Consider the following 25,753-nt stretch of genomic DNA (forward strand, 5'->3'; position numbering starts at 1 on the left):
TTAGGAAACAGCATTGGCTTGACGCCGCCCGCCCAGCAACTGCTGGTACAACCGGTCATAAGGTTCGATCGCGTGACTCCAGAAAAATCCCCCGCTCATGGCGCGGCAGCGCATCGCATTGAGCAGCTGTGGGTGCTGGTGTACGTAGATCGCGCGTTCTACGGCACCGCGATAGCTTTCGACGGTGGCGTCGTTGAAAAGGAAGCCGGTGACGCCGTCATCGATGCTGTCCGCCAGCCCGCCAGTGCGGTGGGCGATGGGCAGGGATGCGAAGCGTTGGGCGTACATCTGACTCAGGCCGCATGGCTCGTAACGCGATGGCATGAGCAGGAAATCGCTGCCGCCGAACAGACGCCGAGCGTCTGTTTCGTTGAAGCCGATGTGTGCACCAACACGGCCCGGGAAGCGTTCGGCCAGACGCCGGACCTCGTCTTCGATATGCGGCTCGCCGCGTCCGAGAATGGCCAGTTGTCCGCCGCGCTCGACGATGGTTTCGGCAATGGCGATGGTCAAGTCGATGCCTTTCTGATGCACCAGGCGCGACACCACGGAAAACAGGGGACCGTTGCCTTGGTCAAGACCGAACAGCTCGCGAACGTGGGCGGCGTTGGCCTGCTTGCCGGACCAATCATTCGGGCTGAAGGGGCTGACCAGATAGGAGCAGCTTTCTGGCTCCCAGCTTTCATCGATGCCGTTGAGCAAGCCGGTCAGCAGGCCCTGGCGGGCCTTCATGCTGAGAAAGCCCTCCATCCCGCAGCCGAACTCGGGTGTGGTGATTTCCCGGGCATAGGTCGCGCTGACGGTGGTCACGTGCTGGGCATAGGCGATGCCGGCCTTGAGTAGCGACAGTGCACCGTAGAACTCCATGCGCTCGGGGCCGCAGGCTTCCAGCGGAATACCCAGGGAGCGGCGCAGGCCCATGTCGATGTTGCCCTGATAGGCCAGGTTGTGAATGGTAAACACACAGGGTGTGTGAAGCCCTCGCCAGTGCATATAGGCGGGCGTCAGACCGGTCGGCCAGTCATGCGCGTGCACCAGATCGGGCGTCCAGCGGATGCCGGCCGTTCCGGCTGCAATGTCGGCCGCAGCCATGCACAGTCGAGCGAAGCGGACCGGGTTGTCCGGCCAGTCGCGACCATGCTCGTCGCCATACGGCAGGCCGTCGCGGTCATAAAGCTCGGGGCAGATCAGGACGTAGATGATCAGCCCGTCGGGCATGTCCAGACGGCCAATGCGGCATGACGGCAGATCACCGTGAGACAGCACGCTGCCGACGATGCGGATCGACTCGGCCTGCTGCATGACCTGGGCGTAACCGGGGATCAGCACGCGTACGTCGTGCAGATCACCGAGTGCGCGGGGCAGAGCGGCGGAAACGTCAGCCAACCCGCCTGTCTTGACCAGATCGGTCAGCTCCGAGGTCACGAAAAGAATCTTCTTCTTGTCGTCCTGAGTGCTGCGTAGCTGCAGCACGGGGCGTTCGCCGGGGTTTCCCGGACGTTGCGTTGTGATGAGGCGGACAGGCCGGGTGTTGACTGCGGCGATACTCATAAGCTTTTCCCCAAGTGACCGGCGTTTTCGCGTCGAGCCAGTCACAAGCACGTTGTATCCACACAGCCCCTTCGAGAGCTGCGAACCATGAGCACGGCAAGAGTGTTTTTTTTGTTGAGGCCGCCTGTTCAGCGGCTCAGGGCTGCAGTGGCCCTACCTTAAAAAAAGACCGGAGCGCTATGAATTAGTTCTTAGTTTTCGACGGATGAACATGCCGGGAACTTTGCCAATTGCAGGCAGCTCCGAAAATTGATCCAGGCCGTGTGAATTAGTGCTGTCAGTCGGAGCTAAGACCATGCAAGACCTCGCTGAAATCGTGCGCTTCCTAAGCGACAAAGAGATGAAGCTGACCACCGCCGAATCCTGTACCTGTGGCCTTATGGCTTCGCTGTTAGGCGACATCCCGGGGTGCGGTAAGGTCCTCGACAGCGGGTTCGTCGTCTATTCGCCAAAGGCGAAGAACCGCCTGCTTCATGTCAGTTTCGAAACGATCGAGACCTACGGGCTGACCAGCGAAGAAGTCGCTACCGAAATGGCCATCGGCGCGCTGAACGCCAGCGTCGCGGACATCGCAATCTCCAATACCGGCGTCGCCGACGACAGCGAAGAAGATACCGGCGGCACCCAGTGCTACGCCTATGCGCTGATGCAAGGGGAGCGCCAGGTGAGTGTCAGCGAGACCGTTCAGTTCGAAGGGGATAGGGTGGCCATTCGCAAACAGGCAGCTCGGTACGGGCTAGAGCAGTTGCCGAGCAAATACGAACAACTGCTGCGTAAGTTGCGCGAGCACGACTGAACGCGTCGACTCCTCATGGATGCACCGGGACGTGACAGGCACAAGCCTGACGCCCCGTCATGCAGCACCGCATATCCGCTCAGGGAGCAGCATCACACCGGGGGCTGGCGTTCAGGCTCCACGTGGTCCGGCACGCTGTTGTCGATATTCGGCTTGTGCCCCACGCTCAGGTCCGCGCGTAGCTGGGGCAGCGAATGCGGGTACTGTCGATGGATGAAGCCGATGAGCGATTCCCGCAGATGACAGCGCAGATCCCAGTTGCGCGAAGAGTCCGGCGAACTTACCAGAACCCGTAACTGGATCGATTTTTCGCTGGTATCGGTCACCTGCAGCACGATGACGCGACCATCCCACAGCTCGGGCACTTCGCCGCAGAGCCGGCGCAGCTCCTCTCGCACAGGCTCCAGTGGCAACGAATAATCAACCCACAGAAACACCGAGCCGATGATGCTCGAATTGCGCCGCGTCCAGTTCTGGAACGGCTTCTCGATGAAGTACTGGAGCGGCACCACAAGCCGCCGATCGTCCCAGATACGCACGATCACGTAGGTGCCAGTGATTTCCTCGATGCGACCCCATTCGTTTTCGATGATTACAACGTCGTCCAGCCGGATCGGTTGAGTGATCGCGATTTGAATACCGGCGATCAGGTTGGCCAGCACCGGGCGGGCGGCGAAACCGACAGCCAGTCCCGCGAGACCGGCTGAGGCCAGCAGGCTCGCACCGAACTGGCGGGCTGCAGGAAAGGTCATCAGCATGCCGGCTGCACCGACAAGCAGCACGAAGAAGCCCAGGGTGCGCAGCAGCACGCGCGACTGCGTCTGTATCTGCCGGGCGCGCAGGTTGTCGCTGACATCAACCGGATTCTTCAGTCGCACAGCTTGTTCAAGCCCGCGCAGCAGCCGCATCGCCAGCCAGGTGAAGCAGCCGATGATCAACAGCGTGGTAACGCGACGGGAGACGCCAATTAGCGCAAGGTCGTTGCTGGCGGTGGCGAGGACGGCTTGCAGCCCGAGCAAGGGCAGCAGCACACGGATGGGTTTTTCAAGCTGCTCGGACACTGCCTTGGTGAAGAGAAAGCCGCGCCCGACACGCAGCATGATTGCGGTCAATACCCGACTGAACACACTCAACAGCACCACGACCAGGGTGGCGGCCAGCAGCGTCCGCAGGGCGGGTTCGGTTATGTACTGTTCCCACTGCAACGGGATTTCGAGGGCGTCGATAAGTCTGCTCCATCCAAAGTTGCATCAATGACTGACTAGACCTCTGCAAAGTTCATGTCAGCCCTGACTGCGCATGCACTCAGTCGGATGTTTGGAACTCCCCAGCGCAGCTCCTCTCACATTTATCAGGTTGATTTGACTAACCAGATCGCAATCAGAACCCTATGGGAGAGATGCCATGCAAAGCGCACAAACCGGTAACGACGTCCGCATTGAACGCCTGATCGAGTGGCTTCGTGACGCTCACGCGATGGAGGCGCAGGCGGAAACAATGCTCAACAAGCAGGCCAGCCGCATCGAGCACTACCCGCAGCTCAAGGCCCGTATCGAGCAGCACATCACCGAGACCCAGAACCAGTCCAAGTTGATCGAGGGCTGCCTGCAGCGCTACGACAAGTCCTATTCAGGCTTCAAGGATCTGGGCGGCAAGATGATGGCGATGGGGCAGGCCATGGGCGGGATGATGGTCAATGACGAAATCGTCAAGGGCGCTCAGATGGGCTACGTCTTTGAGAACCTTGAAATCGCTTCGTACGAAATCCTGATCGCCGCAGCGGAAGCAGTGGGCGACAATCAGACGGCAGAAGTCTGCAGGAACATTCTTGCGGAAGAGGTAGCCATGGCGGACTGGATGCGCAGCCATCTTGCGGAACTGACGCAGGCTTATCTCACACGTTCCGAAGCGCCTAACACCGAAGCCAAGCGCTGAGAACGAGCGGGTTTGCCGGATGCATCAATCAGCGTTCGGCAATCTTCGCGGGTAACTCGGCGGTCATCAGGCCGCCTCGCGTTGCATAGAGTTCGAAGCGCAGTTCCTGAGCGAGTCGTACCAAATTGGCGGCATCGCGACATTGTTCGTCAGTGATGCCGAAAACGGTCAGCTCTTCACCGTCCGAATGCGCCTCGTAAAGGCGGACGGTGACACGGCTTTCATCTTGGACATGACAGTCACACCGGAATGGATGGAGGTAGTTGTGAAGGATGTTTTCTATCGTCAGCAGAGGTAGACGTGAAGCCATGATCCTTCCTCCCATTGTGAGTCCAGATTCCGCGGGCGTGCTCGCAGGTGAGCGCTGCGGCTTTTCGACCGCAGCATCTCTGAACGCTAGCAGGGCGTTCAGCGTTGTAAACATTCATTTGACGCCGCTCGGCGGAACATCGCCCGAGACGACGGTAACGCCGTTTCGCTTGCCTTGGCTGCTAGCCGGCAGTGGGACGAACCTGGCCTCGTTGTGGGGCTGATCGCACAGCAAACTCCGTTTGAGAGGTGACAGCATGAAATCGATCACGACATTCATATTTGCAAGCCTGGTGGCTTCCTCAGCTTTTGCTCAGTGGCCGGCTGGTACACCCGAGTCCGAGAAAGGTGCGCGGCCCAGCCCTATGGGCAATCCGGCGCCACAAGAAACGCTGGATACGCACAAGGACAGCCAGGGCCGGACCGTTACCGAGGACGGAGACCTGGTAGCCACTCCTCCGGAGACCGAAGGCGAATCTGCCCCGGGCGTTGAAGATCGCTCCGTGCAGCCAGGTCGACATTCGGACCACGGTGGGCCGACTGATTCGGCGTCGGACCCGGGCACGCTCGAGTAAGGTCTCAGTGGCGTAATCACGGAGGCTGCGCCATGGCGCTCGACGAATACAACCGGAAACGAGACTTCGCGGCCACACCGGAGCCCGGTGGCAAGGCCGGGTCGGGGCGCAAGCGCGGCGCCGGTCATGCGCTGCAGTACTGCATCCAGAAGCACGACGCCACGAGATTGCACTACGACTTCCGCCTCGAACTCGATGGCACGCTGAAAAGCTGGGCGGTGCCTAAAGGCCCGTCGCTCGATCCGAAGTCACGGCGCCTTGCGGTGCACGTTGAGGACCATCCGCTCGAATACGCCACATTCGAGGGGACCATTCCGGCTGGGCATTACGGCGCAGGTGAAGTAATAGTCTGGGATCGTGGAGTCTGGCAGCCAGAGGGTGATCCGCTGGAAGGCTATCGCAAGGGCAAGCTCAAATTCAGCCTGGAAGGCGAAAAGCTCAGCGGCAGCTGGAATCTTGTCCGGACCAAGATGGATGGAGGCAAGGAACAGTGGTTTCTGATCAAGTCCAACGACGGGGCTGCCCGACCCGAGAAAGATTACGACATCGTCAAGGAGCTGCCCGACAGTGTGCTCAGCGATCGAACGCTGATCCCCCGCAAGCGCGGTAAGGAGAAACTCGAAGTCGATGCCAAGCCGGTCAAGACGCCGGCCCCTGTTTCAGGTAAGAAAGCCCCGAAAAAAACCACGTTGTCCGGCGCCAAACCCGCACCTTTGCCAGACAGCATAAAGCCGCAGCTGGCGACGCTAGTTGAGTCCGTGCCCGAGGGTGACTGGCGTTATGAGGTCAAGTTCGACGGCTATCGAATCATGGCGCGAATCGAGTCAGGCAAGGTTCAGCTGTTTACTCGCAATGGCCATGACTGGACTGCGAAGATGCCGCAGCAGGCCGAGGCGCTCGCAGCGCTGGGCCTGGAGTCAGCCTGGCTGGATGGCGAAGTGGTGGTGCCGAACGAAGAGGGCACGCCGGATTTCCAGGCACTGCAGAATGCCTTCGAGGTCGGCCGAAGCGGCTCTATCGTTTATTACCTGTTCGACCTGCCTTATCTCAACGGCATGGATCTACGCGAAGTCCCACTGGAAGAACGCCGCGCCGCGCTGGATCAGGTGCTCGGGCAAAGCGACAGCGACCTGCTTCGCTTCTCCGCCGACTTCACCGAGCATCCCGAAAGCGTGCTGGAAAGCGCCTGCCAGATGAATCTCGAAGGGCTGATCGGCAAGCGCGCCGGCAGCACTTACGTATCCAAACGCAGCAACAGCTGGGTGAAGATCAAATGCAAGAATCGCCAGGAATTCATCATCGTCGGGTACACCGATCCCAAGGGTGCGCGAAGCGGCTTCGGCGCACTGCTGCTGGGGTTGCATGACGACAAGGGCGACCTGCTGTATGCCGGTAAAGTCGGCACCGGATTCAATCAGGCGACCTTGAAGAGCCTGCACGCCAAACTCAAGGCATTGGAGGTCGATAAGAGCCCCCTGACCAAAGCGCCGCCCGCCGCGGACGTGCGCGGTGCGCACTGGCTAGAGCCTGATCTGATGTGCGAAGTCGCTTATGCGGAAATGACCCGGCAGGGTGTGGTACGGCACTCGGTCTTTCATGGGCTGCGCTCGGACAAGCCGGCACAATCGATTACCCATGAACGACCAGAAGCGGCGGCTGCGGGCGGCAAGCCAACTTCGAGCACCAAGCGTTCAAACAGTAAGAAGCCGGCAGCCGGTGCCGGCCAGATCAAGATTTCCAATCCCGAACGCGTGATCGACAAGTCGATCGGCGCCACCAAGATGGAGCTTGCCCGCTACTACGCTGAGGTGGCGCCCTGGGCTCTTCCTTATATAAGGCAGCGGCCGCTGGCATTGGTGCGGGCGCCTGAAGGCATCGACGGCGAGCTGTTTTTCCAGAAACACATCGAGAAGCTGAGCATTGCGCATGTCACCCAACTTGATACGGCGCTGTATCCCAAGCACGCAGCGCTGATGACCATCGACACGGTCGAAGCGCTTGTCAGTGCCGCACAGATGGGCACCATCGAGCTGCACACCTGGAACGCGATTGCCCCCGTCCTCGATCATCCGGACCGTTTCGTGCTCGATCTCGACCCTGACCCGGCACTGCCGTGGAAACGCATGATCGAAGCTACTCAACTAACCCAGACGCTGCTTGATGAAATCGGCCTGCGGTCGTTCCTCAAGACCAGTGGTGGAAAGGGGCTGCACATAATGGTGCCGCTTGATCCAGTGCATAGCTGGGCTGAGGTCAAGGCGTTCAGTCAAGCCATTGCGCAGTACATGGCCAAACTCATGCCGCAACATTTTTCGGCAGTCAGCGGCCCCAAGAATCGCGTGGGTCGGATCTTCATCGACTACCTGCGCAACAGCCAGGGCGCCAGTACCGTTTCCGCGTTTTCGGTTCGTGCCAGGGAAGGGCTCGGCGTATCGGTCCCGATCCACCGCGAAGAGTTGGCCGACCTCAAAGGCGCGAACCTCTGGACGATCCGCAACCTGATTCCGCGGCTGGAAGAGCAGGGCGCTGATGACCCCTGGGCGGATATGAAAGAGACGCATCAGAGCATCACTGAAGAAATGCGCGAGCAGCTGGGGATGAAGTGACGGATCAGGCTTCAGCCAATCCACCATCCAATTAGTGCGCACCTCTGCCCGCATCGCTTGCCAGTAGATTAGTCCGGCCCGGCCGGCCGGAAGGAAGCGTTCCTACACCGAGCCGGCCGTAGGGGCGAACTTGTTCGCCCAATAGCACGGAATAACCCCATCGACCACGGCGCGCTTTCCGGTCGAATAAATTCGATCCTACAGTTACACCGCCCTCGCTGGCGCAAGAGACAAACTCAAAAACGTATTGCTTGCCTCTTGCGCGCTCCTAGCGCGGTGCTCATGGGTGCCCGTTGCCACCAGAGGCACCGTAGACCTGGCCGGTAACGTAGCTGGCTTCGGTGGAAGCAAGATAGACGTAGATATGCGCGATCTCGGCGGGCTGCCCAGGGCGCCCCAAAGGCGATTCACTGCCAAAGCTCGTTAGGTTCTCCATCGTCTGACCACCACACACCTGCAGCGGGGTCCAGAAGGGGCCCGGTGCCACCGCGTTCACCCTGATGCCTTTCTCGATCAGCTGTTTGGCCAAGCCCTTGCTGAAGTTGACGATGCCTGCCTTGGTCATGGAGTAATCGAGCAGGTTTTCAGGCGGATCGTAGGTGACCACAGATGAGGTATTGATGATCGAGGATCCAGCCGGCATGAGCGGCACCGCCGCCTTAGTGATCCAGAACATCGCATAGAGATTGGTTTTTACCGTCCAGTCGAACTCTTCGCTGCTGATGTCGAGAATCGATGGATGACTTTGCTGCCGTGCGGCGTTGTTGACGAGGATGTCGAGGCCGCCCAGTGCTTCGGATGCCTTCTCCGCCAGGCTGCGGCAGAAGGCCTCATCACGAATGTCGCCCGGCAAGGTAACGGCCTTGCGGCCCGCCTGGCGAATCAGCTCGACGACTGCCTGTGCATCGGGCTCTTCATCCGGCAGATAGTTGATCGCAACGTCTGCACCTTCCCGGGCGAACGCAATAGCGGCCGCTCGGCCTATGCCAGAGTCGCCACCGGTGATCAACGCCTTGCGGCCGGCGAGGCGGTTGCTTCCCTGATAGCTTTCTTCGCCATGATCCGGTCTGGGTTCCATATCACGGGCAAGCCCGGGCCATGGCTGCTTTTGCTCTTTGAAGGGCGGCTGCGCATAGAGCTTGGTAGGGTCACGTAACGGAGCGGGGGAGTTGGGTTGCGCTGCGGCGCCCGCTGATGATTGGGCGAAGGCGGGTATCGCGACGCCAGCCGCCAGTGTTGCTGCAGCACCCTGAATGAGCCTGCGGCGGGAAGGAAGGTGATCGTCTGATTGCATTGGAATCTCCAGTCAGAGGATGGCAATCCCTTCGCCAGATTGGTCAGTTCCTTTCGTGCAGAGGCAGTCTCTGCAACCTCTTTCTAGACGGCCTGCGTCTTTCATCGTTCAGCGTCATAGAGGTTGGAAAAGGATCCTGGCGCTGCATGATTGATCCTGCCGTCATGACTGATCGTCGCCAGATCGGAACACCAGTCATTTGGCAGGTTCGAAAATAGGCATCCCGAACGAGAGTCTTCCTTTTGATCATCTGCCGCCCATTTTCTGGCCACTCAGCCTGTCCTCTGTGCGTACCGGTTCACCGAGCTATTCGTAATCTGCCTGTGCGTGTCGGCTTTCAGTGGAGGGCAGGGCAGCGATGAAACTGACACGAATACTCATCATCCTTGCGTTCGTCGTGGCGGGAGTGTGCTTCTTTTGGTTCGACCTCGGTGAATACCTGACCCTCGAAAACATTCAGTCGAGGAGTGGGGCGCTTCGAGACCAGGTGCAGGCGCACCCTTGGTGGGCGGGGATCATCTTTTTCACGGCTTATGTCGCGCTGACCGTGCTGTCCTTCCCCGGTACGGTGATTCTCACCTTGCTGGCCGGCGCGCTGTTCGGTTTGATGGGCGGCACGCTGCTGGTGTCCTTCGCAAGCAATGTCGGCGCGTTGATTGCGATGCTGATCAGCCGATTCCTGTTGCGCGACTGGGTACAGCGGCGGTTCGCCAAACAGATCGCAAGCATCAACCGCGGCCTGGAGCGCGACGGCTCCTTCTATCTGTTCTCGTTGCGGTTGATTCCATTAGTGCCGTTCGTGCTACTCAATCCCGCACTGGGCCTCACTCGTGTGAGCGTATGGACGTTCTGGTGGACGACTCAGGCTGGAATGCTCCCGGGCAACGCGATTTATGTGAACGCCGGACGCCAGCTGGCGAAGTTGCAATCCGTTTCCGACATTCTCTCGCCGAGCATGATCGGCACCCTGATATTGCTGGCGGTATTCCCACTGGCCGCGACGCGATTACTGACTCACTTCAAGGCGCGTAAGGCGTTTCGCGGGTGGCAGAAGCCCAAGTATTTCGAGCATAACCTCGTGGTGATCGGGGCCGGGAGCGGGGGGCTTACGGCTGCCCGTATTGCGGCCTCGAAGAAAGCCCGGGTCGCCTTGATCGAGCACGGACGGCTAGGTGGTGCCGCGCTGCACAGCGGCAGCGTACCGGCCCGAGTTCTGATGAAAGCCGCCAACACCGCCCACTCGCTCCGCCAGAGCGAGGCTTTGGGTGGCGATAATAAGGAGGTCGATTTCACTCAGGTCATGCAGCAGGTACGCCACACACTTGGCGAAGCACAGGATCGCGTTACGGCGGATGCCTACAGAACCATGGGCGTTGAAGTAATGGCCGGGGAGGCGCGGCTGACGTCCCCTTGGACTGTGCAGGTCGGTGACCGCGAAATCAGCTCACGCTCGATCATCCTGGCGACGGGCAGCAAACCCTTCATTCCAGATATTCCGGGCCTTGATCGCGCAGAGCCTCTTACCCCACAAAGCCTCTGGCAGCTCGAAGACCGCCCGGATCGTTTGCTGGTACTGGGTGGCGACCGCAATGCCTGCGAACTGGCTCAAGCCATGCAGAGACTGGGTTGCCAAGTGACGATACTGAGCAAGGACCAAGACTTGCTCGAAGGGCTGGAGCCCGAAGCGCGTCAGGCTGTCTGCGACGCGATGCGTGCGGACGGCGTTCAGATATTGTTGGACCACGCCCCACAAAAGGTGGACAGAACGGACGAAGCCTTCCAATTGGTATGCCAAACGGCTGATCAACAGAATATGTCGATATCCTTCGATCGAGTGTTGGTCGCGATGGGCCGGCAGGTTCAGGCGGATAACCTTGGACTGGAAGATTTACAGTTGAAAACCCGCGAAGACGGCAGCGTTGAGGTGGATGAATACCTCGCCACCCGTTACCCGAACATCTTCGCCGTAGGCGCGGTTTCCGGTCCTGATGCCTCAATCCATGAAGCGGCTCACCATGCCTGGTTTGCCGCGATGAATGCACTGTTCTCCGGTTTGCGCCGCATTGTGGTTAGTGATCGTGTGGTGCCCGTTGCAGCGTTCACTTCGCCGGAGGTTGCCATGGTCGGGGTAACCGAAGCGCAAGCAAAGGCCGCAAAAACCGAGTACGAAGTCACGCTGCTCGATCTTGAAGAACTCTCACTGGCTCACCTGAGCGCCGGCAATCGAGGATTCGTCAAAGTGATCACTGAACGTGGCCGCGACCGTATCCTCGGCGTGACCTTCGTAGGCGACGGCGCTAGCGAAGCGCTGGGTGTTTTCGTCCTTGCCATGAAGCACAAGCTGGGCTTGAACAAGCTGCATCGCGTTGTGCATTTGAATCCAAGCATGGCTGAGGCCAGCATTGCGGTGGCTGATGCATGGCGGCAGGCACACAGCGCGAAACGTCCACTGATCTGGGCCGAACGACTGCAGCGCTGGCGTCGTGGGCGTGAACCCGAGCAGCCACATGCTGACGATGAGGCTGCAGTGAAGTCAGCAGCGAAGTCCGTCTAGGCGGAGCGTTCGTCTGGAGTAATACGCACCGAAGAGCACAAGATGCTCAGAGACTCACGATGTCGGCGCACGTTGCGCTGACACGGCTGCTGAGTGAGCCGTGGTGTCGCTGTCCTGCGAGTTCTCGCAACTCTGTGGTGAGTCACGAAATTAGCCACGCCGATAAGTAATTGATTTTCCGATATATCTTATAAAAAACTCACTGAATGCTGGAAAATCAGCTCCGATTACAGCTTTTCTAGCGCATTCTATGACTTCTGCCGAAAGCGTATTCGGTTCGTTGATAGCACGGGAGAAGGTATGGAAATCACCTTGGCCGAGGGAATGCCTGTAATCGCGTTGGGAGCGCTGGCTTTCGTCAATAAGCTTATGCCTAACGGAAAGGTTGAAATTCAGCTAAAAAAGGATAGATCCCGCCATGTTCTTACGATTGATGAAATAGAACTCATTAATTTGTCCGAGAAAGATTCAGTTCCGAAGCCGCGACTTTCGGAAGCAATGTACAGATTTCACGATACCTCTATCGAAAGTGCAGAGATCGCTCAAAAGAGGTATGTGGTACTAAACAAGTGTGTCAATAATGAAATAACCGTATCTCAAGCAGCCGAAGAACTCGATCTATCAGTATCCACAATTTACAAACTTCGCCGTAGCTTCGCAAAGGAGGACGGCGTCATGGCTTTACTGGCGAATAAAAAAGGGAGAAAGTTGGGTCTTAGCGCATTACAGGCGCCGGTTGAGGCAGTTATGGATGCCGCAATTTCAAAAAATTATAGAGGGAAAGGCGCTACAGTAAAAAAAATTCACCTCAGTATAATTGAAGAGTGCAGGCGATTAGAATTATCCCCGCCCAGCCTGAGCACCGTGCAGCGTAGGGTTAGAAAGCTCAGTCCGCTCGAGAAAATGACCGCGATCCACGGCGCTGATTATGCCAAGGAAAAGTTAGGGCTCAAAACCGGTAAGTTAGTATTATCTCGCCCGCTGGAACAAGTGCAGATTGATCACACGGAAGTCGATATATTATTGGCAGGTACCGAAGACGGTGAGCGTGCAGTGAGACCTTGGCTCACGGTCGTGATCGACAGCTATACACGAGTAATACTAGGCTTTTATCTTGCTCTACATCCGCCATCGGCGGTATCAGTTGCAGCAGCGTTATCGATGGCGTGCTTTACAAAAGCTAGCTTTCTAAATGCGATCGGAGCAAGCTCGGCAACTTACCCTTTCTATGGCAAACCAGAGTTGATATTTGTTGATAATGCTGTTGAATTTCGTAGTTCAAAATTTGTACGAGCCTGCTCCCTAAATAATATTCGGGTAGAATGGCGACCCATAGGGAAAAAACATTGGGGTGGTATTGTGGAGCGTGTCATTGGGACATTGATGCGAAAAGTACACTCCCTACCTGGGACTACTATGTCGAGTGTCAGCCAAAGGCCTCAAGGCGAAATAAATGCCACTGTAACTTTCCCTAGGCTATTAGTTTGGCTGACCCTGCAAATCGAGATTTACCACAATACATCCCATAGAGGCCTTCAAGGCCGATCTCCCGCTAACGTTTGGTTCGAAGCTTTCCAAACCGATAACGGTAGCCCCATTTACCCACCCCTCATCGCTGACCCGTTTAAGTTCAAGCTTGATTTTATGCCAGAAGACCGGAGAAGCATCACCTCCAGAGGAATTCAGTTTAAAAGAAATTTTTATTCATCTCAGGCATTGGCGCTTCATGTTGGCAGAAAAGATGTAATCATTAAATATGATCCCTTCAAAATGAAAAAAATATGGGCGTATATAGATAACAATTATATAGAAGCTGATTATGGCATGACCAGACCGGACATGAGCCTTGCAGAGGTGATGCTGGCGAGCAAGCCTACTAAGCAACCTCCTTGGCTAACCAGTGAGCAAGGTTACGCTGTTAGATTTGAAGCGGAAAAGCTGATCAGAAAGAGGAATGTCAGCAAAGCAAAAAAAGAGAATTATGAGCTGGCGAATTCTTATATTCCAGGACCGAGCTCCGAGGCGGAGCTTAGTGATGCGTCTGAGCTAGACGGACGCAAGTTTATTCCAACAATTTATCCGGTTAAGGAATAGACAATGACGGCTGAAGGCTTACGCAAAACCAGGCGAGAGAAATATTGCGGCGCATCTGATTTGAAACGTATCGAGGTGATTGGGCGCGATATTTGGATTAGTTGCCCCAGACATCAGAGTATAACTAAGACGGTAGATAATATTCTTAAGCTTAAGGATGTAGAGCCTGCTCCATGTATGCTTGTGTGCGGAGAGGGCGGGTTCGGAAAAACTGCGCTGATTAATGAACTGAAAATGTCTTCAAAAGACCGAAGTGAGGCAATTAGATTCATGTCTTTGGCAGATAATCCCGGAATGCTCAAATTTAGCGACCTCGTTATGAGCGCGTTAGGTGTGCCTATCTTACCCGGGCGAGCAACTACGAGAGCACTTTTGCCTCCAGACATCGTCAAATACGTACGTCAAAGTAATATTAGAGCTCTGATTATAGATGAAATGCAATCTTCTCTTACAGTCAGTAGAGGCGAGCAAGAGCGGAATCTGCTCTTGATCAAGGCATTGTCAGGAGCTCCTTATCGACTATCAATTATCGCTTTTGGCACCTCAGCTGCAAAAAATGCTTTGAGTGTCGATGCTCAACTCAGCCGCCGCTACGAAATCTTGGAGCTTCAGCGTTGGACGTTGGACGATGAGTTTCGAAATTTTCTGGCCTCTTGGGAAAACGAGCTACCGCTCAGAGAAGACTCAAGGCTATACAGAGATGATATAGCGAAGACATTGCTGCTTCACTCTAACGGCGTGATGGACTTTGTGGTCAAGGGCGTAAAATGGGCAGCTATACAGGCCGTATTGACCGGTGAGGAAAAGATAACCAAAGAACTGATTGAAAAGGGTTTTGCGACGCGTTGGAGTTACTAACTGTGCAACGATATTGGAAAGGTCCTCGTATTGTGCACGATGAAACAATCGCGTCCTGGACCTATCGCTGCGCTTATGATCCATCATGCGAGGTGATCACTACTCTTGATTTGGACGGATTAGTGTTCATACCCAAAGCACTGGACCTGAACTCAGGAAGTGATCTTTCGAACCCGTCGTTTGATTTTGACATATCAAATGAGCTATTTAAGAAAATTGTCAAACATTACAAGTTATCAGCCCAAGCTGTCGATAAGCTTTTCGGTTACGAACAAAAAAATCTCCTCGACCCAATGTTTCGCTCAGCCTACTGTGCAGAGTGTTTAAAGGATGATATTACTCATTTTGGCCTACCTGCGTGGCGTCGAAGTTGGTGCTACGTCCATGCTCCGTTTTGCCTCATACATAAACGTCTGCTCTCGGTGTCTGCAGATGTTAGTCCGGCTAAAGCATGCGCCGCTTTTGTTAGTCTGGATGAAAATCTTGGTGATTTTGGGAGTCGAAAGTTTCAAAGCGAAACGACACTCGTCTTAATCCGTAACTTTCTGGCTATTCGAGTTCAGCTCTGGATAAATCGTCTCTATGTTTTATCCAGAAATAACCTTACTCACCCGCACGCTAGGGAAATGTTACAGTGTGTCGATCTCTTACTTAAACGGCTGCTTCGAGTTCCGTCACGCAAATATAAACGGGGCTTGGCTAGATACTTGTTTGGTTATCGTCGGGATTCGTGGTATCCCGATTACGTCCCTGTTGATAAATTGGAAGATATAGGATGGTTGACAGGGCTTCCGGCTCAGAGAATGTGTGCATTGCTTCTGCTTGGCAATCTTGTCGGTTTGTATAGTGATGATGAAATTGCTTGGCTAGACAAGCTGTCGCGCCAGAGAGGATTTCTGTGGCCGCGTTCGTTAGCAGATTTGGTCGATTCCGTACTTCATGTGGAAAACAACAGGCAAGTCTGTAATGTACTATCGCCCTTTTTAAAGGCGGCCAAAACAAAAACCACGATAGATTGGGCTTCACGCTTCCTTAATCACGTAATTACGAACAATAAAACAGGCTTTAACTCACCTAGTCAGTGGCATCAGATAAGATGCTCGTAACGATCCTAAGGTAGATTTAAAGCAGTTATTGGTAATAGGCGTTCATTCAGAAGTTTGTTTATATTATTATCGCCATCTGCCATGCTTCAAGCTTGAAAGTGCGGCAGATATAAGCTGAGCGATATTGAAATAGCAATGACTGGCGGTACCGTTTTTTCCCATTTCAAGTTCGGGCCTAAGCTAGGCCTTCCCAGGGAAGTTTTATATAGCGGTACTCATCTTGATACGTAACTATCCCAGTGGTCTTCAGAGCACTTGATGATAGTTCATTCAATATGGGTGGGGCTGAGGTGCTGCGTACTTGAAGGGCAGGTGTACTCGCTCCGTCATTCCGACCTATATGATACTTCGGCAGGTTCTGTTTCTGAATGCATATGATCACATATTGCACAGCTCGAGTGCTCGAGAGTCCCCAAAGTACAATGGGCCCCCAGCTCCTCAGTATCGTTAAGCCAAGCGCCAGAATGTTCGCACTGACTTTAAAGTACTCAGAAGTGAATGGCTGTATCGGGCCGCCGCTGCTGAAAAATTAGTGGGTTCCTTATGCCATTGGCTGTTGCTTTATTAGCACGCCTGGAGCCGAATACTATTATGGACAGTTAAAGAGAGAACAGCAGCAGCTATGATACTCGGTCAAATCGGAAGATTACGTACTGCCCAGTATATCCGTAGAAGCATCATACAAGGCTTGAATCTTAGAGGCCTGTGGGTATCTACAGCCCATTTGGTCGCCCCCAATTGAGGCTGAGATGATGGTGCGCGTTTTTTATCGACCCCTGTTATGGCATCCGCTCTGAGCGGTGATGAGCGGCGAGGTGCATCTGAACTAGCTTATCGCTGGTTCTGCCCGCTGGGTCTGGAAGACCACAGCCCCAATCATTGGACGTTCTCGCAAGATCTCAATTGCCCTGACCGGAACGTAGTACACGTCCGCCTCAAACCAACCAGCTGCGGCGCAAACAAAAGTAACCAGAAGACCTGAAACAATACGGTATCCATGAGGGAAGCACGCCCCCTTCTACGTGCCTCCTGGAGAGACGCCAAATACTCGAAACTCCAGACGACGGCGATACCTGCTCCTTACCAATAAAATCGGCATCCCGTTCGAAGTTATCTACAATGACTGCCAACCCAAGCTTTTCGTTTGGATAAGGCACGACCCTGGCATCGAATCACTCGGAGTTACTCAGGATTGTTCTTCTAGCACAGCTCTAATCCATGTCCACGAAGAATTGAATGGGAACTGGCCGGCAAATGATTCGGATGGTCCGACTGTTAGCGGGTCGAGCGCTGTCTTTTTGGAAAAATGCGATTAAAAATCTGCAGATAAACATGCATCGGCGACGGCAAAAAGTCCTTGAAGGGACCGTTATTGCTGGCGTCGCAGCCCTGAAGTTATATGCAAATAAATGTGCAGATCAAAACCGGAATCGATTGGCTTTTGGGCTTTTGGCTCTTGCGGGCGGTCGTGCTGACGGAGCAGACCCTATTAGGCCATTCACCTGTCTGCGCTACCCGAGCCATTGCCTCATGGGGTCATGGGTCATAACGGCACTCCGAGTACTCGTCTTCGCAGCCTGCTCCTTGGGGCAGGGCTGAAAATGGCTGTGCTGAGCTCAGGGCGTAGCGAAAAGCCTTGGTAGGTTGCGTTGCGATGTTTCGAGCAGGGCGAAACGTTGCTGCTATCTAGCGCATGGTTAAAACGCGTCTTCAAGCCGCTGAGCGAGTCATGCTTTTAGCGTTACCTACTCGAACACTTTTCCCCAGTCGCGAAGAATCAGCTTTCGGCACGCGGATGGGGCGCCACCAAAGCAACGCTGTGCAACTTCGGTGAGATTTGCTTTCGTTTGATAGCCGACCGTTTTGCCCTCCTGATTGAGCAATACACCGCCAGCTCCCTTTAGCAGTGCGTGACCTGCGACAACATCGTGTGCGGACACTGTTACAAGCGAAACGGCCGCTATTCCATCCCCGGCCGCTACTCGCGCTAAGCGATAAGCGATGCTCGGCATGGCGACAAAGTCGGCCGGTGCACACAGCTCAGCATTTACACTTGGCTTCGCAGCCGCAGCCATGCTCACCATTACCTTGCTTTGTTTATCTAGGTCCCGATCATTTAGTCTCCATGAAACTTCTAGGTCGTTGCGGAGGACGGTATTCAAGCCTTCTGCCCATGCGATGCAGTCGGCTCCGCGGTCCTCAGTGACAGGGGCACAAACCACGCCCAGTACAGGTACCGCGTTCCGCAGGAGACCGACCGAAACAGCCGAACCCTTATGCCCCTTCAGAAAATCACTCGTGCCGTCGTTAGGGTCGACGACCCAGCAGTATTCCGCACCAGTCAAGGAGTTGCCGGTCTCTTCTCCCCAAAAGTCGCAGTCGAGCAGAGCGAGTAAATCGCGGCGCAGAAAGCACTCAATTTCCAAGTCCACCTCGGCCTTGTCACCACTCCCGCGGGGTCCGTTTGGAAGAAGCCACTCTGCTGCCAACAACGCAGATGCCGCTACGACCCTATCGATGACCTGATTGAGCAAGACCACATAGTCCATAGATTACACCGCTATTCGATTCGCCCGCTCTGCTCGCCACAATGTGCGTTGGAGATGACGGAAGGGGCCGTTAACTGCTCGTATGCTGGTAAGCCACATTTGATGTATAGGCTATTGAGATCGATAGTGGTTGTTGTCCTCAAGCCGACTTCAGTTCCACCGGTGCACGATTGTCAGTGAGTCCTAGCGGCATACGCTATGAGTCCGCTTTGGGACTTGGGACCATGCTCAATTCCCGCCATCGGCGCTAAAGGTCAATCGCCAGCGTTGCGGTGGTAGGTTCTTCGATGATTCATGGTCAAAGTACGTCGCGCCGGATTTAAGCACATAGGCATAACTCGTTCCTCGCGCCAGATCTGTACCCTCGACTGCCCTGAGCTCATCCATCCGCCATTCACCAGTGCCGTTCATACGTCCCGGACTAACAAGCTGGACTTGCTCAATTTTCCATCCATTGGTTTTCGCGGCAGCCAAATCCACGAGGTCCTGCACCGTATAGATCAGTAAGGTCGTTGGGCGTATGCCCTCGTCATCTTGATCAACCGCAGAGACATGAAAATAGGGGAAGGAGGCAAGATACTCAACGTACCGCCATGTATGGGCCCCACGTAGAAGAGAGCCTACAGGGACTTCCGCGTGATCAAACGTGAGGAACATGGTGGCATACCTTCGCAAATGAACACTATAGTTTGTAGCATTATAGCGTTCAACATCGCTTTATAGTTCCTTTTGCAGGTATGGCAAATGGAACTGAATACGGCATTCGGGCAGGCCCTCAGAATTTCGAGGCAGGCCGCAGGACGAACGCAAGAAGATTTCACTCGCATAAGCAGCCGAACCTACATAAGTCAGCTTGAGCGCGGATTGAAATCCCCGACCCTGGAAAAGCTCGATGAGCTCAGTAAACTACTCGGGATGCACCCTGTGACGCTGGTGGCGGCGACTTACATACTCAAGAATCAAGTGGGTGCGGACGACCTGCAGTCGACATTGGTCGCAGAGCTGAAACAGTTGGGATTCTGAATGGAAAGGAAGGTTCTCAGGACGCACCGCGCTGACCTGCTATCTGCTGATAGCAGCTACATGGGCGATCGAACGCGGTGAAGTTAGTATCACCGCGGGTAATCCTTACCGGACGCAGATCAGCTCGCATGAGACCGTTGTTATGCTATTTACGCCCTGTCCGGGTAGGGTGCTGACCTAGTCGCTTGGACCCTTTCTTCTTTTCGCTGGCAGAGATGGTTTCTCTGCGCCGCCAATTACACGCTCATCTCGGCGAGACTTTTGGCGGCTGCTTTGCCTGATTTTCGTCTTGCTCAAGCTGTCCAGTTTAGTTTGTAGCTCTTCATTTCGTTGCTCACAAGCCAGCTTGACAGCTTCTGCGACATTCAGCTGACTCTGTAGGGCTTCCCGGGCTTGAATGTTCTGATCGAGCAGGCGCTTCTGGGCCTGTTGATCCCTCTGCGATAGTCTTGCCTCGGTGAGAAGACGTTCGTTGTCACGATTCAGCTGGGTTAATTCGTCCTGCTTGACGATCAGCGTCTGCTGCAATTGACGTACTTCCATCTGAGATTGCTGTAGCTGCGATCCATGTCGGCGCTGTTCTTGTTCGCGCTGTTCCTTGCTGGCCTGGCGGTAGTGCTCTAGCGCGTCACGCGCATGTTTGTGTTTTTCCTCAAGCGAACCGATCTGTGCGTCGCGATCCTTTACTCGGTCCCTCATATCTCGATTAGCTTGCTGCAGACGGGAAATTTCAATCTCGGCCTGCTGGAGTTTTTGGCTCGCATGCATTAGCTCTTTATCGGTTTTGAAAAGTCGTTTGGCGTCCATTGCCGTCTGGTCTTCCAATTGCTGAAGGCGGTTCTCGGTCTGTCTAATTTGATTCCGGTAATCGATCATCTCGCGGCCAAGCTGCTCCCGCTCTACCGCGACGGCTGCATGCGCTTCTTCCTGCAACCGATCGGCTAGCTGGTTCACAAGGTTGGCCAATTGCTCGCTGAGAGACGGAGCCGTTTGCCGGCCGCGCTCAGTCTCTTCTATTTCTTTCAGGTAGCGGTGAATAGTGGTCTTTGAGCCGGTATTGCCAAGCTCAATCCGTATCGCATCAATGCTGGGGTGCTCGCCACGGGCGAGGAGGGCGGTTCGTGCCTTTTGCACCACCGCCTTGTTAATGCCGCCGCGTGCCATGTTGATCTCCTACGATTTCGTACCATATTACATACTATGTAGTTACATGGTACTGAACGATCGGATTTGTGCTAGGTTAAAGCCCGTCAAAGATTGGATAATCATGAATTATTCAATATGAATGGCACAAACGGTCGTCCAGTGGCCGTTTTGCAGTACATAAAGGGCATCTCAGGGCGATGAAAGACGTCGGGCGCTACCTACAAGCCGGTACGCGGGAAAACACCCGCCGCAGCTATCAGTCGGCCATCGAGCACTTCGAAGTGTCGTGGGGCGGCTTTCTGCCCGCGACAGGCGATAGCGTGGTGCGCTACTTGGTGGATTATGCGGATACGCTGAGCATGAACACGTTGAAGCAACGCCTGGCTGCTCTCGCTCAATGGCATATTACCCAAGGCTTTCCCGACCCAACGAAGACTCCCACAGTGCGTCAGGTGCTCAAGGGCATCCGCACCCTGCACCCGGCACAGGTCAAGCAAGCCGCCCCTTTGCAACTGCAGCACTTGGAACAGGCGGTACAGTGGCTGGCACTTGAGTCAGAGCGAGCTCGGATGCGGGACGATTTAGCGAGTCTGTTGCGCTGCCGGCGCGACATGGCATTGCTGCTGATCGGCTTCTGGCGGGGCTTTCGCAGTGATGAGCTCTGCCGGTTGCAGGTCGAGCATATTCAGGCCGAAACAGGCGCAGGCATGCGTCTGTTCCTGCCGCAGAGCAAGGGCGACCGAGAAAACCTCGGTACGACGCACTACACGCCGGCGCTAAAGCGACTATGCCCGGTACAGGCCTATCTCGACTGGATCAATGCTGCAGGTATCGTTCGAGGAGCCGTGTTCCGCCGCCTGGATCGCTGGGGGCATCTCAGCGAGGATGCTTTACATCCGGGTAGCCTGATCAGCTTGCTGCGCCAGATTCTGCAACGCGCCGGAATTCCCGCTGAACTGTATACCAGCCACTCCTTGCGCCGCGGCTTTGCTACGTGGGCCTCGGCCAATGGATGGGACCTCAAGGCCTTGATGACCTATGTGGGCTGGAAAGACATCAAGTCGGCCATGCGGTACATCGATCCCGCTATTTCATTTGGTGGCCTGGCGGTCAGGCCCGCTGTTGAATTCAATGCTGGCACTTTGACTCAGCTGCCAGCTTCTCACTAACATCGCTGCACGACAGGAGTGACGGTGAAATGAGTACGCAGACCAGCATCGAATGGACGGAAATGACCTGGAACCCCATCGTGGGTTGCACCAAGGTGTCGCCCGGATGCAAACACTGCTATGCGGAGAACATGGCCTATCGGCTGCAGGCCATGGGAACGCCGGGTTACGAGAACGGCTTTCGCCTGAGCCTGCGGCCGGAAAAGTTGCAGGAGCCGCTACAGCGCAAGAAACCGACCATTTACTTCGTCAACTCGATGTCTGACCTGTTCCACGAGCATGTACCGGACGAATACATCGACCAGGTATTCGAGGTGATCCAAAAAGCTTCCCAACACACCTTCCAGATCCTGACCAAGCGTGCCGAGCGCCTGGCCGAATATTTCAGTAAACGGACACCTCCAGCGAATGCCTGGCTGGGCGTGTCGGTTGAGGACCGCGAATATGGTGTGCCAAGGATCGACTGTCTACGCCAAGTTGATGCCACGATTCGCTTCCTCTCTGCCGAGCCGCTGTTGGAAAATTTGGGTGAGCTGGACCTGACCGATATCCACTGGGTCATTGTCGGCGGCGAGTCGGGGCCTAAGGCCCGCCCGATGAAACAAGAATGGGTCGACAATATTCATCGCCAGTGCGACGCCTCTGGCTCAGCTTTCTTCTTCAAGCAATGGGGCGGATGGGGTGCTGATGGGGTGAAACGCTCGAAGAAAGCCAACGGTCGACTGTTGAACGGCCAGACCTGGGATGAAATCCCGCTGCTCAACCTCGCCTGATACCAGCACAAGGAATACGGCATGGCCAAGGATGATGAGAAATACCGTTGGGATTGGGGTACACAAACCTTCCCAACCATCGACCCGCACAGCAAGATCAAACATCAGATCATCGATGAGTACATCCAGACTTACATCGACGTGCTGATGCGCAACCAACTGATGCCAGAACTGGGCTTGTCGATCGTCGATGGCTTCAGTGGTGGAGGTATCTACCACGACGGCTTAGGTCGGAATCACTTCGGCTCTCCCGTGATTGCACTGGAGGCGATTCAGGCTTCGGAGGTCCGCAACAACCTAGAGCGCATCAAGCCGCGCCCCATCCGCTCCCAGCACTATTTCGTGGATGTGAAGCCCGAGAACATTGCCTGCTTGCATTCAGTATTGGCCGCGCGTGGTCATGCTCCTCGGCTTGGCCAGGATGTGCATCTGCATAGCGCTGAATTCACAGAAGCATTGCCGACCATCGCTCAAAAGCTCAAGCATTTCGGCAAGGGTGAGCGTGTGCTCTTCCTGCTGGATCAGTACGGTTATGGCGATGTGCCGTTCCCTAAGATCAAATGGATTTTCCAGAATCTCAACAAAGCCGAGGTCCTGCTGACCTTCAATGTCGATTTTTTGGTTACGTATCTAGCCGACCGCCAAGCGAACCGGAAAGCCATTGCAAATATCGGCTTGGATCAGCATGTGCCATGGGACATGCTTAAACAGCTGAAGGCGCATCAGCCACGGAGCTGGCAATACCTGATCCAGCGCTATCTGTCCGAGGGGATCAAGCAGGAAAGCGGTGCCCAGTACATGACCGTCTTCTTCATTCGTCCGGCCGGCAGCAACCCGATGGCCTATTGGTTTATCCATCTGGCGAACAACTACCGCGCTAACGATGTGATGAAGAAGATCCACTGGAAATACGGCAACAACTTTTCCCATATGCTGTCGCCTTCCAGCTTTTTCGGCTACGACGCCAATCGGGATATCGCCGTGACAGGTCAGCACGATTTGCTGTTGGATGAGCATTATTTCGACGATGCTACCAATGACCGCATCCGAGGAGAACTTTCGGAGCTCTTGCCCAAACAGGTCTACGAGGTAGAACGGCAACCTTTTTTGGGCCTGATGAGCGGATTGACCAACTACACCATGGCTGACGAGCTTCGCGTAAAGCAGGCACTCGACATTGCTGTCGCGACCGGTGATCTGCTGGCGGTCGACAAGAACGGCAAAACAAGGCGTCGAAAAGGCACAAGCATCAAGTCGACAGATATCCTGATAGCGCCCCCGCAAAGACCCATCTTCTTCGTGCCACCTCTGAAGAAATCCAGTTCAGAAAACTGAGAGGGGCGGCATCGCTCTTCGGGTGGGCGGTTCGCCTCCAACGGTAGAGGTACCGGCATGATACAAGCAGTAGTTTTCGATGTGTTTGGCACGCTTCTCCAGATAGGTGAGCGCCGCCATCCTTTCCGCCAACTGATGCAGAACCTGCGGCTTCAGGGCAAAACACCAAGGCCGGATGACGCACGGACTCTGATGACTCGAAATCTGGGCTTGGCTGGAGCTGCCGATTATTTCGGTGCGCAGTTGAGCAACTCTGAGTTAGCTAGCCTTGAAAGCGACCTTTTCACCGAGCTGGCCAGCGTTCGCCTTTTCGATGATGCGTTGGAGTCGCTAAATCAGCTAAAGGACGCCGGCCTGAATCTCGCGTTGTGCTCCAATCTCGCAGCCCCATATGCGATTCCGGCCAAACTGTTACTGCCGTCGTTCGATGTTTACGGATGGAGCTTTGAGGTTGGGACAATAAAGCCTGAGCCCGCAATCTATCGTCAGATGATCGAACAGCTTGGCTGCGAAGCCTCCGCTATCGCAATGATCGGTGACACGTTGCAAGCCGATATGCTTGGTCCAATTGGGCAAGGCATGCGGGGCTACCACCTACAGCGTGAAGGAAAAGCCGATCAGTGCGGCTTCGTCTCGCTGATGGACTTTGCAGCCCACGTTCTGCAATACCCACCATCCGCCAACGGCTAAAGCGGCGTCGCCAGTTTTAGCTGACGCCGCTAGACCCGGATGGCTTACAGGCATGAAGACACCCTTTTTCTGTAACGGGAGCTCCTTCAACCCTTGAGCGCCAGAATACGCCGAGCGCCGTTGAGAACGATGAATCCCACGACGGTACCGATAATCAGGTCTGGGTAGTTGGACCCAGTCCAAGCGACGAGCGCTCCGGCGACTATGACGCCCATGTTGATGACCACATCATTGGCGGAGAATATCCAGCTCGCTTTCATGTGAGCACCACCTTCCCGGTGTTTGGAAATCAGCAGCAAACAACCCGTGTTGGCGAGCAATGCCAGGAACGCGACGGCCATCATTATCAGCGACTCGGGCTCGCTGCCGAATATAAAGCGTCTGATCACCTCTACGAGCACGCCGAGGGCCAAAATCAGCTGGAGCACACCAGCAAGGTGTGCAGCACGCACCTGCAGATTGACGCTGCGCCCAACCGCATAAAGGGCCAGGCCGTACACTGCCGCGTCAGCGAACATGTCGAGCGAATCGGCAATCAGACCCGCGGACCTGGCAATCAGGCCAGCAGTCATCTCTACCACGAACATGAAGGCGTTGATGCCTAACAGTAAACGTAGGGAGCGGGATTCCTGTGTAGAGTTCGCCGGATTCTCGGCGGCTTTGATCATCTCAGGGTCTGCCGCGACAGTTTTCTGAAGAGTGGCGCCTAGCCCTAACGTCGCCAGCTTTTTGGTTATGGGCTCAACGGCACTGTCATGCATGACATCTAACCGACGGTCCGACAGATCAAAAGTCAGCTTCCGAACTCCGTCCAAACCATTCAGCGCCAAGCGGATCATTCGCTCTTCTGATGGACAATCCATCTTGGGCACGGCGTAAACACTGACCCATTGCCCCGTCGTATCGGAAGGGTTTTGCATATCGGCATCAGCGGCTGGTGTCGCATCGCAGCCGCAGGGACCATCGGACTTGCTCATGATACGGCTCCACTTGAAATCGAAGATGGGATCATTAAAAGCCTTATAGCTACTATAAGGTCAATAACGCAGAGCCGATGAGGATTCACACGATGCGCATTGGTCAGTTAGCAAGGCTAATAGGGATTGATACACAGACGATCCGCTTCTATGAGCAGCAGGGCTTGTTGCCACCGCCTGATCGCCAGGCGAACGGCTATCGGGTTTACAACGAGAAGCATGGCGAGCGGCTAGCTTTCATCCGGCGCTGCCGAATCTTGAATCTGTCACTTCCAGAGATTCACGCACTCCAAAGCTACCAGGATGACCCTCGCCAGCCTTGTACGGCCGTCAATGCCTTACTCGATGATCACATTTCTCAAGTCAGATCCCAGATAACCGCTCTGCAATCACTCGAACGACAACTCGTTTCA

General features: G+C 55.2%; 22 protein-coding genes. 14 read left to right on the forward strand and 8 right to left on the reverse strand.

Going from position 1 to position 25,753, the window contains the following annotated elements; genetic code table 11:
- Positions 1-1,551, reverse strand: coding sequence for a glycogen synthase GlgA (gene glgA / locus NA619_RS17960; protein ID WP_255963175.1), 1,551 nt, complete (start codon positions 1,549-1,551; stop codon positions 1-3).
- Positions 1,552-1,846: 295 nt separating this feature from the next.
- Between glgA and NA619_RS17965 the strand changes: the two genes are divergently transcribed.
- Positions 1,847-2,347, forward strand: coding sequence for a CinA family protein (locus tag NA619_RS17965; RefSeq protein ID WP_255963176.1), 501 nt, complete (start codon positions 1,847-1,849; stop codon positions 2,345-2,347).
- 92 nt (positions 2,348-2,439) lie between these two features.
- Here the strand turns inward: NA619_RS17965 and NA619_RS17970 are convergent, their stop codons facing one another.
- A complete protein-coding gene (locus NA619_RS17970) occupies positions 2,440-3,552 on the reverse strand; it encodes a mechanosensitive ion channel family protein (RefSeq protein WP_255963177.1) in 1,113 nt (370 codons plus the stop codon).
- Positions 3,553-3,751: 199 nt separating this feature from the next.
- Here NA619_RS17970 and NA619_RS17975 point away from each other — a divergent pair, with 199 nt between their 5' ends.
- Entirely contained in the window at positions 3,752-4,282 is a 531-nt protein-coding gene (locus NA619_RS17975; RefSeq protein ID WP_255963178.1) for a ferritin-like domain-containing protein, read from the forward strand.
- A 28-nt stretch (positions 4,283-4,310) separates the two neighbouring features.
- Here the strand turns inward: NA619_RS17975 and NA619_RS17980 are convergent, their stop codons facing one another.
- Complete coding sequence (locus NA619_RS17980; protein WP_255963179.1) at positions 4,311-4,592, reverse strand: DUF1652 domain-containing protein; 282 nt, start codon at positions 4,590-4,592, stop codon at positions 4,311-4,313.
- A 256-nt stretch (positions 4,593-4,848) separates the two neighbouring features.
- Between NA619_RS17980 and NA619_RS17985 the strand changes: the two genes are divergently transcribed.
- Entirely contained in the window at positions 4,849-5,166 is a 318-nt protein-coding gene (locus NA619_RS17985) for a hypothetical protein (RefSeq protein ID WP_255963181.1), read from the forward strand.
- A gap of 32 nt (positions 5,167-5,198) precedes the next feature.
- On the forward strand, positions 5,199-7,772 hold the full coding sequence (gene ligD, locus NA619_RS17990) for a DNA ligase D (RefSeq protein WP_255963182.1): 2,574 nt from the start codon (positions 5,199-5,201) through the stop codon (positions 7,770-7,772).
- A 280-nt stretch (positions 7,773-8,052) separates the two neighbouring features.
- Here the strand turns inward: ligD and NA619_RS17995 are convergent, their stop codons facing one another.
- Positions 8,053-9,066 (reverse strand): SDR family oxidoreductase, encoded by a 1,014-nt coding sequence (locus tag NA619_RS17995; RefSeq protein WP_255963183.1) that lies wholly within the window; start codon positions 9,064-9,066, stop codon positions 8,053-8,055.
- 358 nt (positions 9,067-9,424) lie between these two features.
- Between NA619_RS17995 and NA619_RS18000 the strand changes: the two genes are divergently transcribed.
- The 4 genes from NA619_RS18000 (at position 9,425) to NA619_RS18015 (ending at position 15,678) form a co-directional block, all read left to right on the forward strand.
- Positions 9,425-11,620: an FAD-dependent oxidoreductase gene (locus NA619_RS18000; protein WP_255963184.1), complete on the forward strand. Its 2,196-nt coding sequence runs from the start codon at positions 9,425-9,427 to the stop codon at positions 11,618-11,620.
- A 300-nt stretch (positions 11,621-11,920) separates the two neighbouring features.
- Positions 11,921-13,714, forward strand: a complete 1,794-nt coding sequence (locus NA619_RS18005; RefSeq protein ID WP_127839241.1) for a Mu transposase C-terminal domain-containing protein — start codon at positions 11,921-11,923, stop codon at positions 13,712-13,714.
- A 3-nt stretch (positions 13,715-13,717) separates the two neighbouring features.
- Positions 13,718-14,572 carry a TniB family NTP-binding protein gene (locus tag NA619_RS18010; RefSeq protein ID WP_127839242.1) on the forward strand — a complete coding sequence of 285 codons (855 nt, stop codon included), beginning with the start codon at positions 13,718-13,720 and terminating at the stop codon, positions 14,570-14,572.
- Between the two features lie 32 nt (positions 14,573-14,604).
- Positions 14,605-15,678: a TniQ family protein gene (locus NA619_RS18015; RefSeq protein ID WP_164863209.1), complete on the forward strand. Its 1,074-nt coding sequence runs from the start codon at positions 14,605-14,607 to the stop codon at positions 15,676-15,678.
- Positions 15,679-17,423: 1,745 nt separating this feature from the next.
- Here NA619_RS18015 and NA619_RS18025 read toward each other — a convergent pair.
- Positions 17,424-18,227 (reverse strand): inositol monophosphatase family protein, encoded by an 804-nt coding sequence (locus NA619_RS18025; protein ID WP_127839244.1) that lies wholly within the window; start codon positions 18,225-18,227, stop codon positions 17,424-17,426.
- A 228-nt stretch (positions 18,228-18,455) separates the two neighbouring features.
- Complete coding sequence (locus NA619_RS18030) at positions 18,456-18,884, reverse strand: hypothetical protein (protein ID WP_127839245.1); 429 nt, start codon at positions 18,882-18,884, stop codon at positions 18,456-18,458.
- A gap of 87 nt (positions 18,885-18,971) precedes the next feature.
- On the opposite strand from NA619_RS18030, the gene NA619_RS18035 reads away from it, so the two are divergent.
- Entirely contained in the window at positions 18,972-19,250 is a 279-nt protein-coding gene (locus NA619_RS18035) for a helix-turn-helix domain-containing protein (RefSeq protein WP_127839246.1), read from the forward strand.
- A 177-nt stretch (positions 19,251-19,427) separates the two neighbouring features.
- Here the strand turns inward: NA619_RS18035 and NA619_RS18040 are convergent, their stop codons facing one another.
- Positions 19,428-20,414 (reverse strand): DNA-binding protein, encoded by a 987-nt coding sequence (locus NA619_RS18040; protein WP_127839247.1) that lies wholly within the window; start codon positions 20,412-20,414, stop codon positions 19,428-19,430.
- A gap of 179 nt (positions 20,415-20,593) precedes the next feature.
- On the opposite strand from NA619_RS18040, the gene NA619_RS18045 reads away from it, so the two are divergent.
- From NA619_RS18045 to NA619_RS18060, 4 genes are read left to right on the forward strand one after another with little or no spacing between them, the layout of a single operon-like run.
- Positions 20,594-21,565 (forward strand): site-specific integrase, encoded by a 972-nt coding sequence (locus NA619_RS18045; protein ID WP_127839248.1) that lies wholly within the window; start codon positions 20,594-20,596, stop codon positions 21,563-21,565.
- A 29-nt stretch (positions 21,566-21,594) separates the two neighbouring features.
- Complete coding sequence (locus tag NA619_RS18050) at positions 21,595-22,338, forward strand: phage Gp37/Gp68 family protein (protein ID WP_127839249.1); 744 nt, start codon at positions 21,595-21,597, stop codon at positions 22,336-22,338.
- Positions 22,339-22,359: 21 nt separating this feature from the next.
- Positions 22,360-23,673, forward strand: coding sequence for a three-Cys-motif partner protein TcmP (locus NA619_RS18055; RefSeq protein WP_127839250.1), 1,314 nt, complete (start codon positions 22,360-22,362; stop codon positions 23,671-23,673).
- Between the two features lie 57 nt (positions 23,674-23,730).
- Positions 23,731-24,363, forward strand: a complete 633-nt coding sequence (locus tag NA619_RS18060) for an HAD family hydrolase (protein WP_003292660.1) — start codon at positions 23,731-23,733, stop codon at positions 24,361-24,363.
- Positions 24,364-24,449: 86 nt separating this feature from the next.
- Here NA619_RS18060 and NA619_RS18065 read toward each other — a convergent pair whose 3' ends face one another.
- On the reverse strand, positions 24,450-25,340 hold the full coding sequence (locus tag NA619_RS18065; RefSeq protein WP_003292661.1) for a cation transporter: 891 nt from the start codon (positions 25,338-25,340) through the stop codon (positions 24,450-24,452).
- 92 nt (positions 25,341-25,432) lie between these two features.
- On the opposite strand from NA619_RS18065, the gene cadR reads away from it, so the two are divergent.
- A partial coding sequence (gene cadR / locus NA619_RS18070) for a Cd(II)/Pb(II)-responsive transcriptional regulator (RefSeq protein WP_255963185.1) occupies positions 25,433-25,753 on the forward strand: 321 nt, incomplete at its 3' end.

Origin of the sequence: Stutzerimonas stutzeri (assembly GCF_024448895.1) — a bacterium.
Classification (GTDB): Bacteria; Pseudomonadota; Gammaproteobacteria; order Pseudomonadales; family Pseudomonadaceae; genus Stutzerimonas; species Stutzerimonas stutzeri_Q.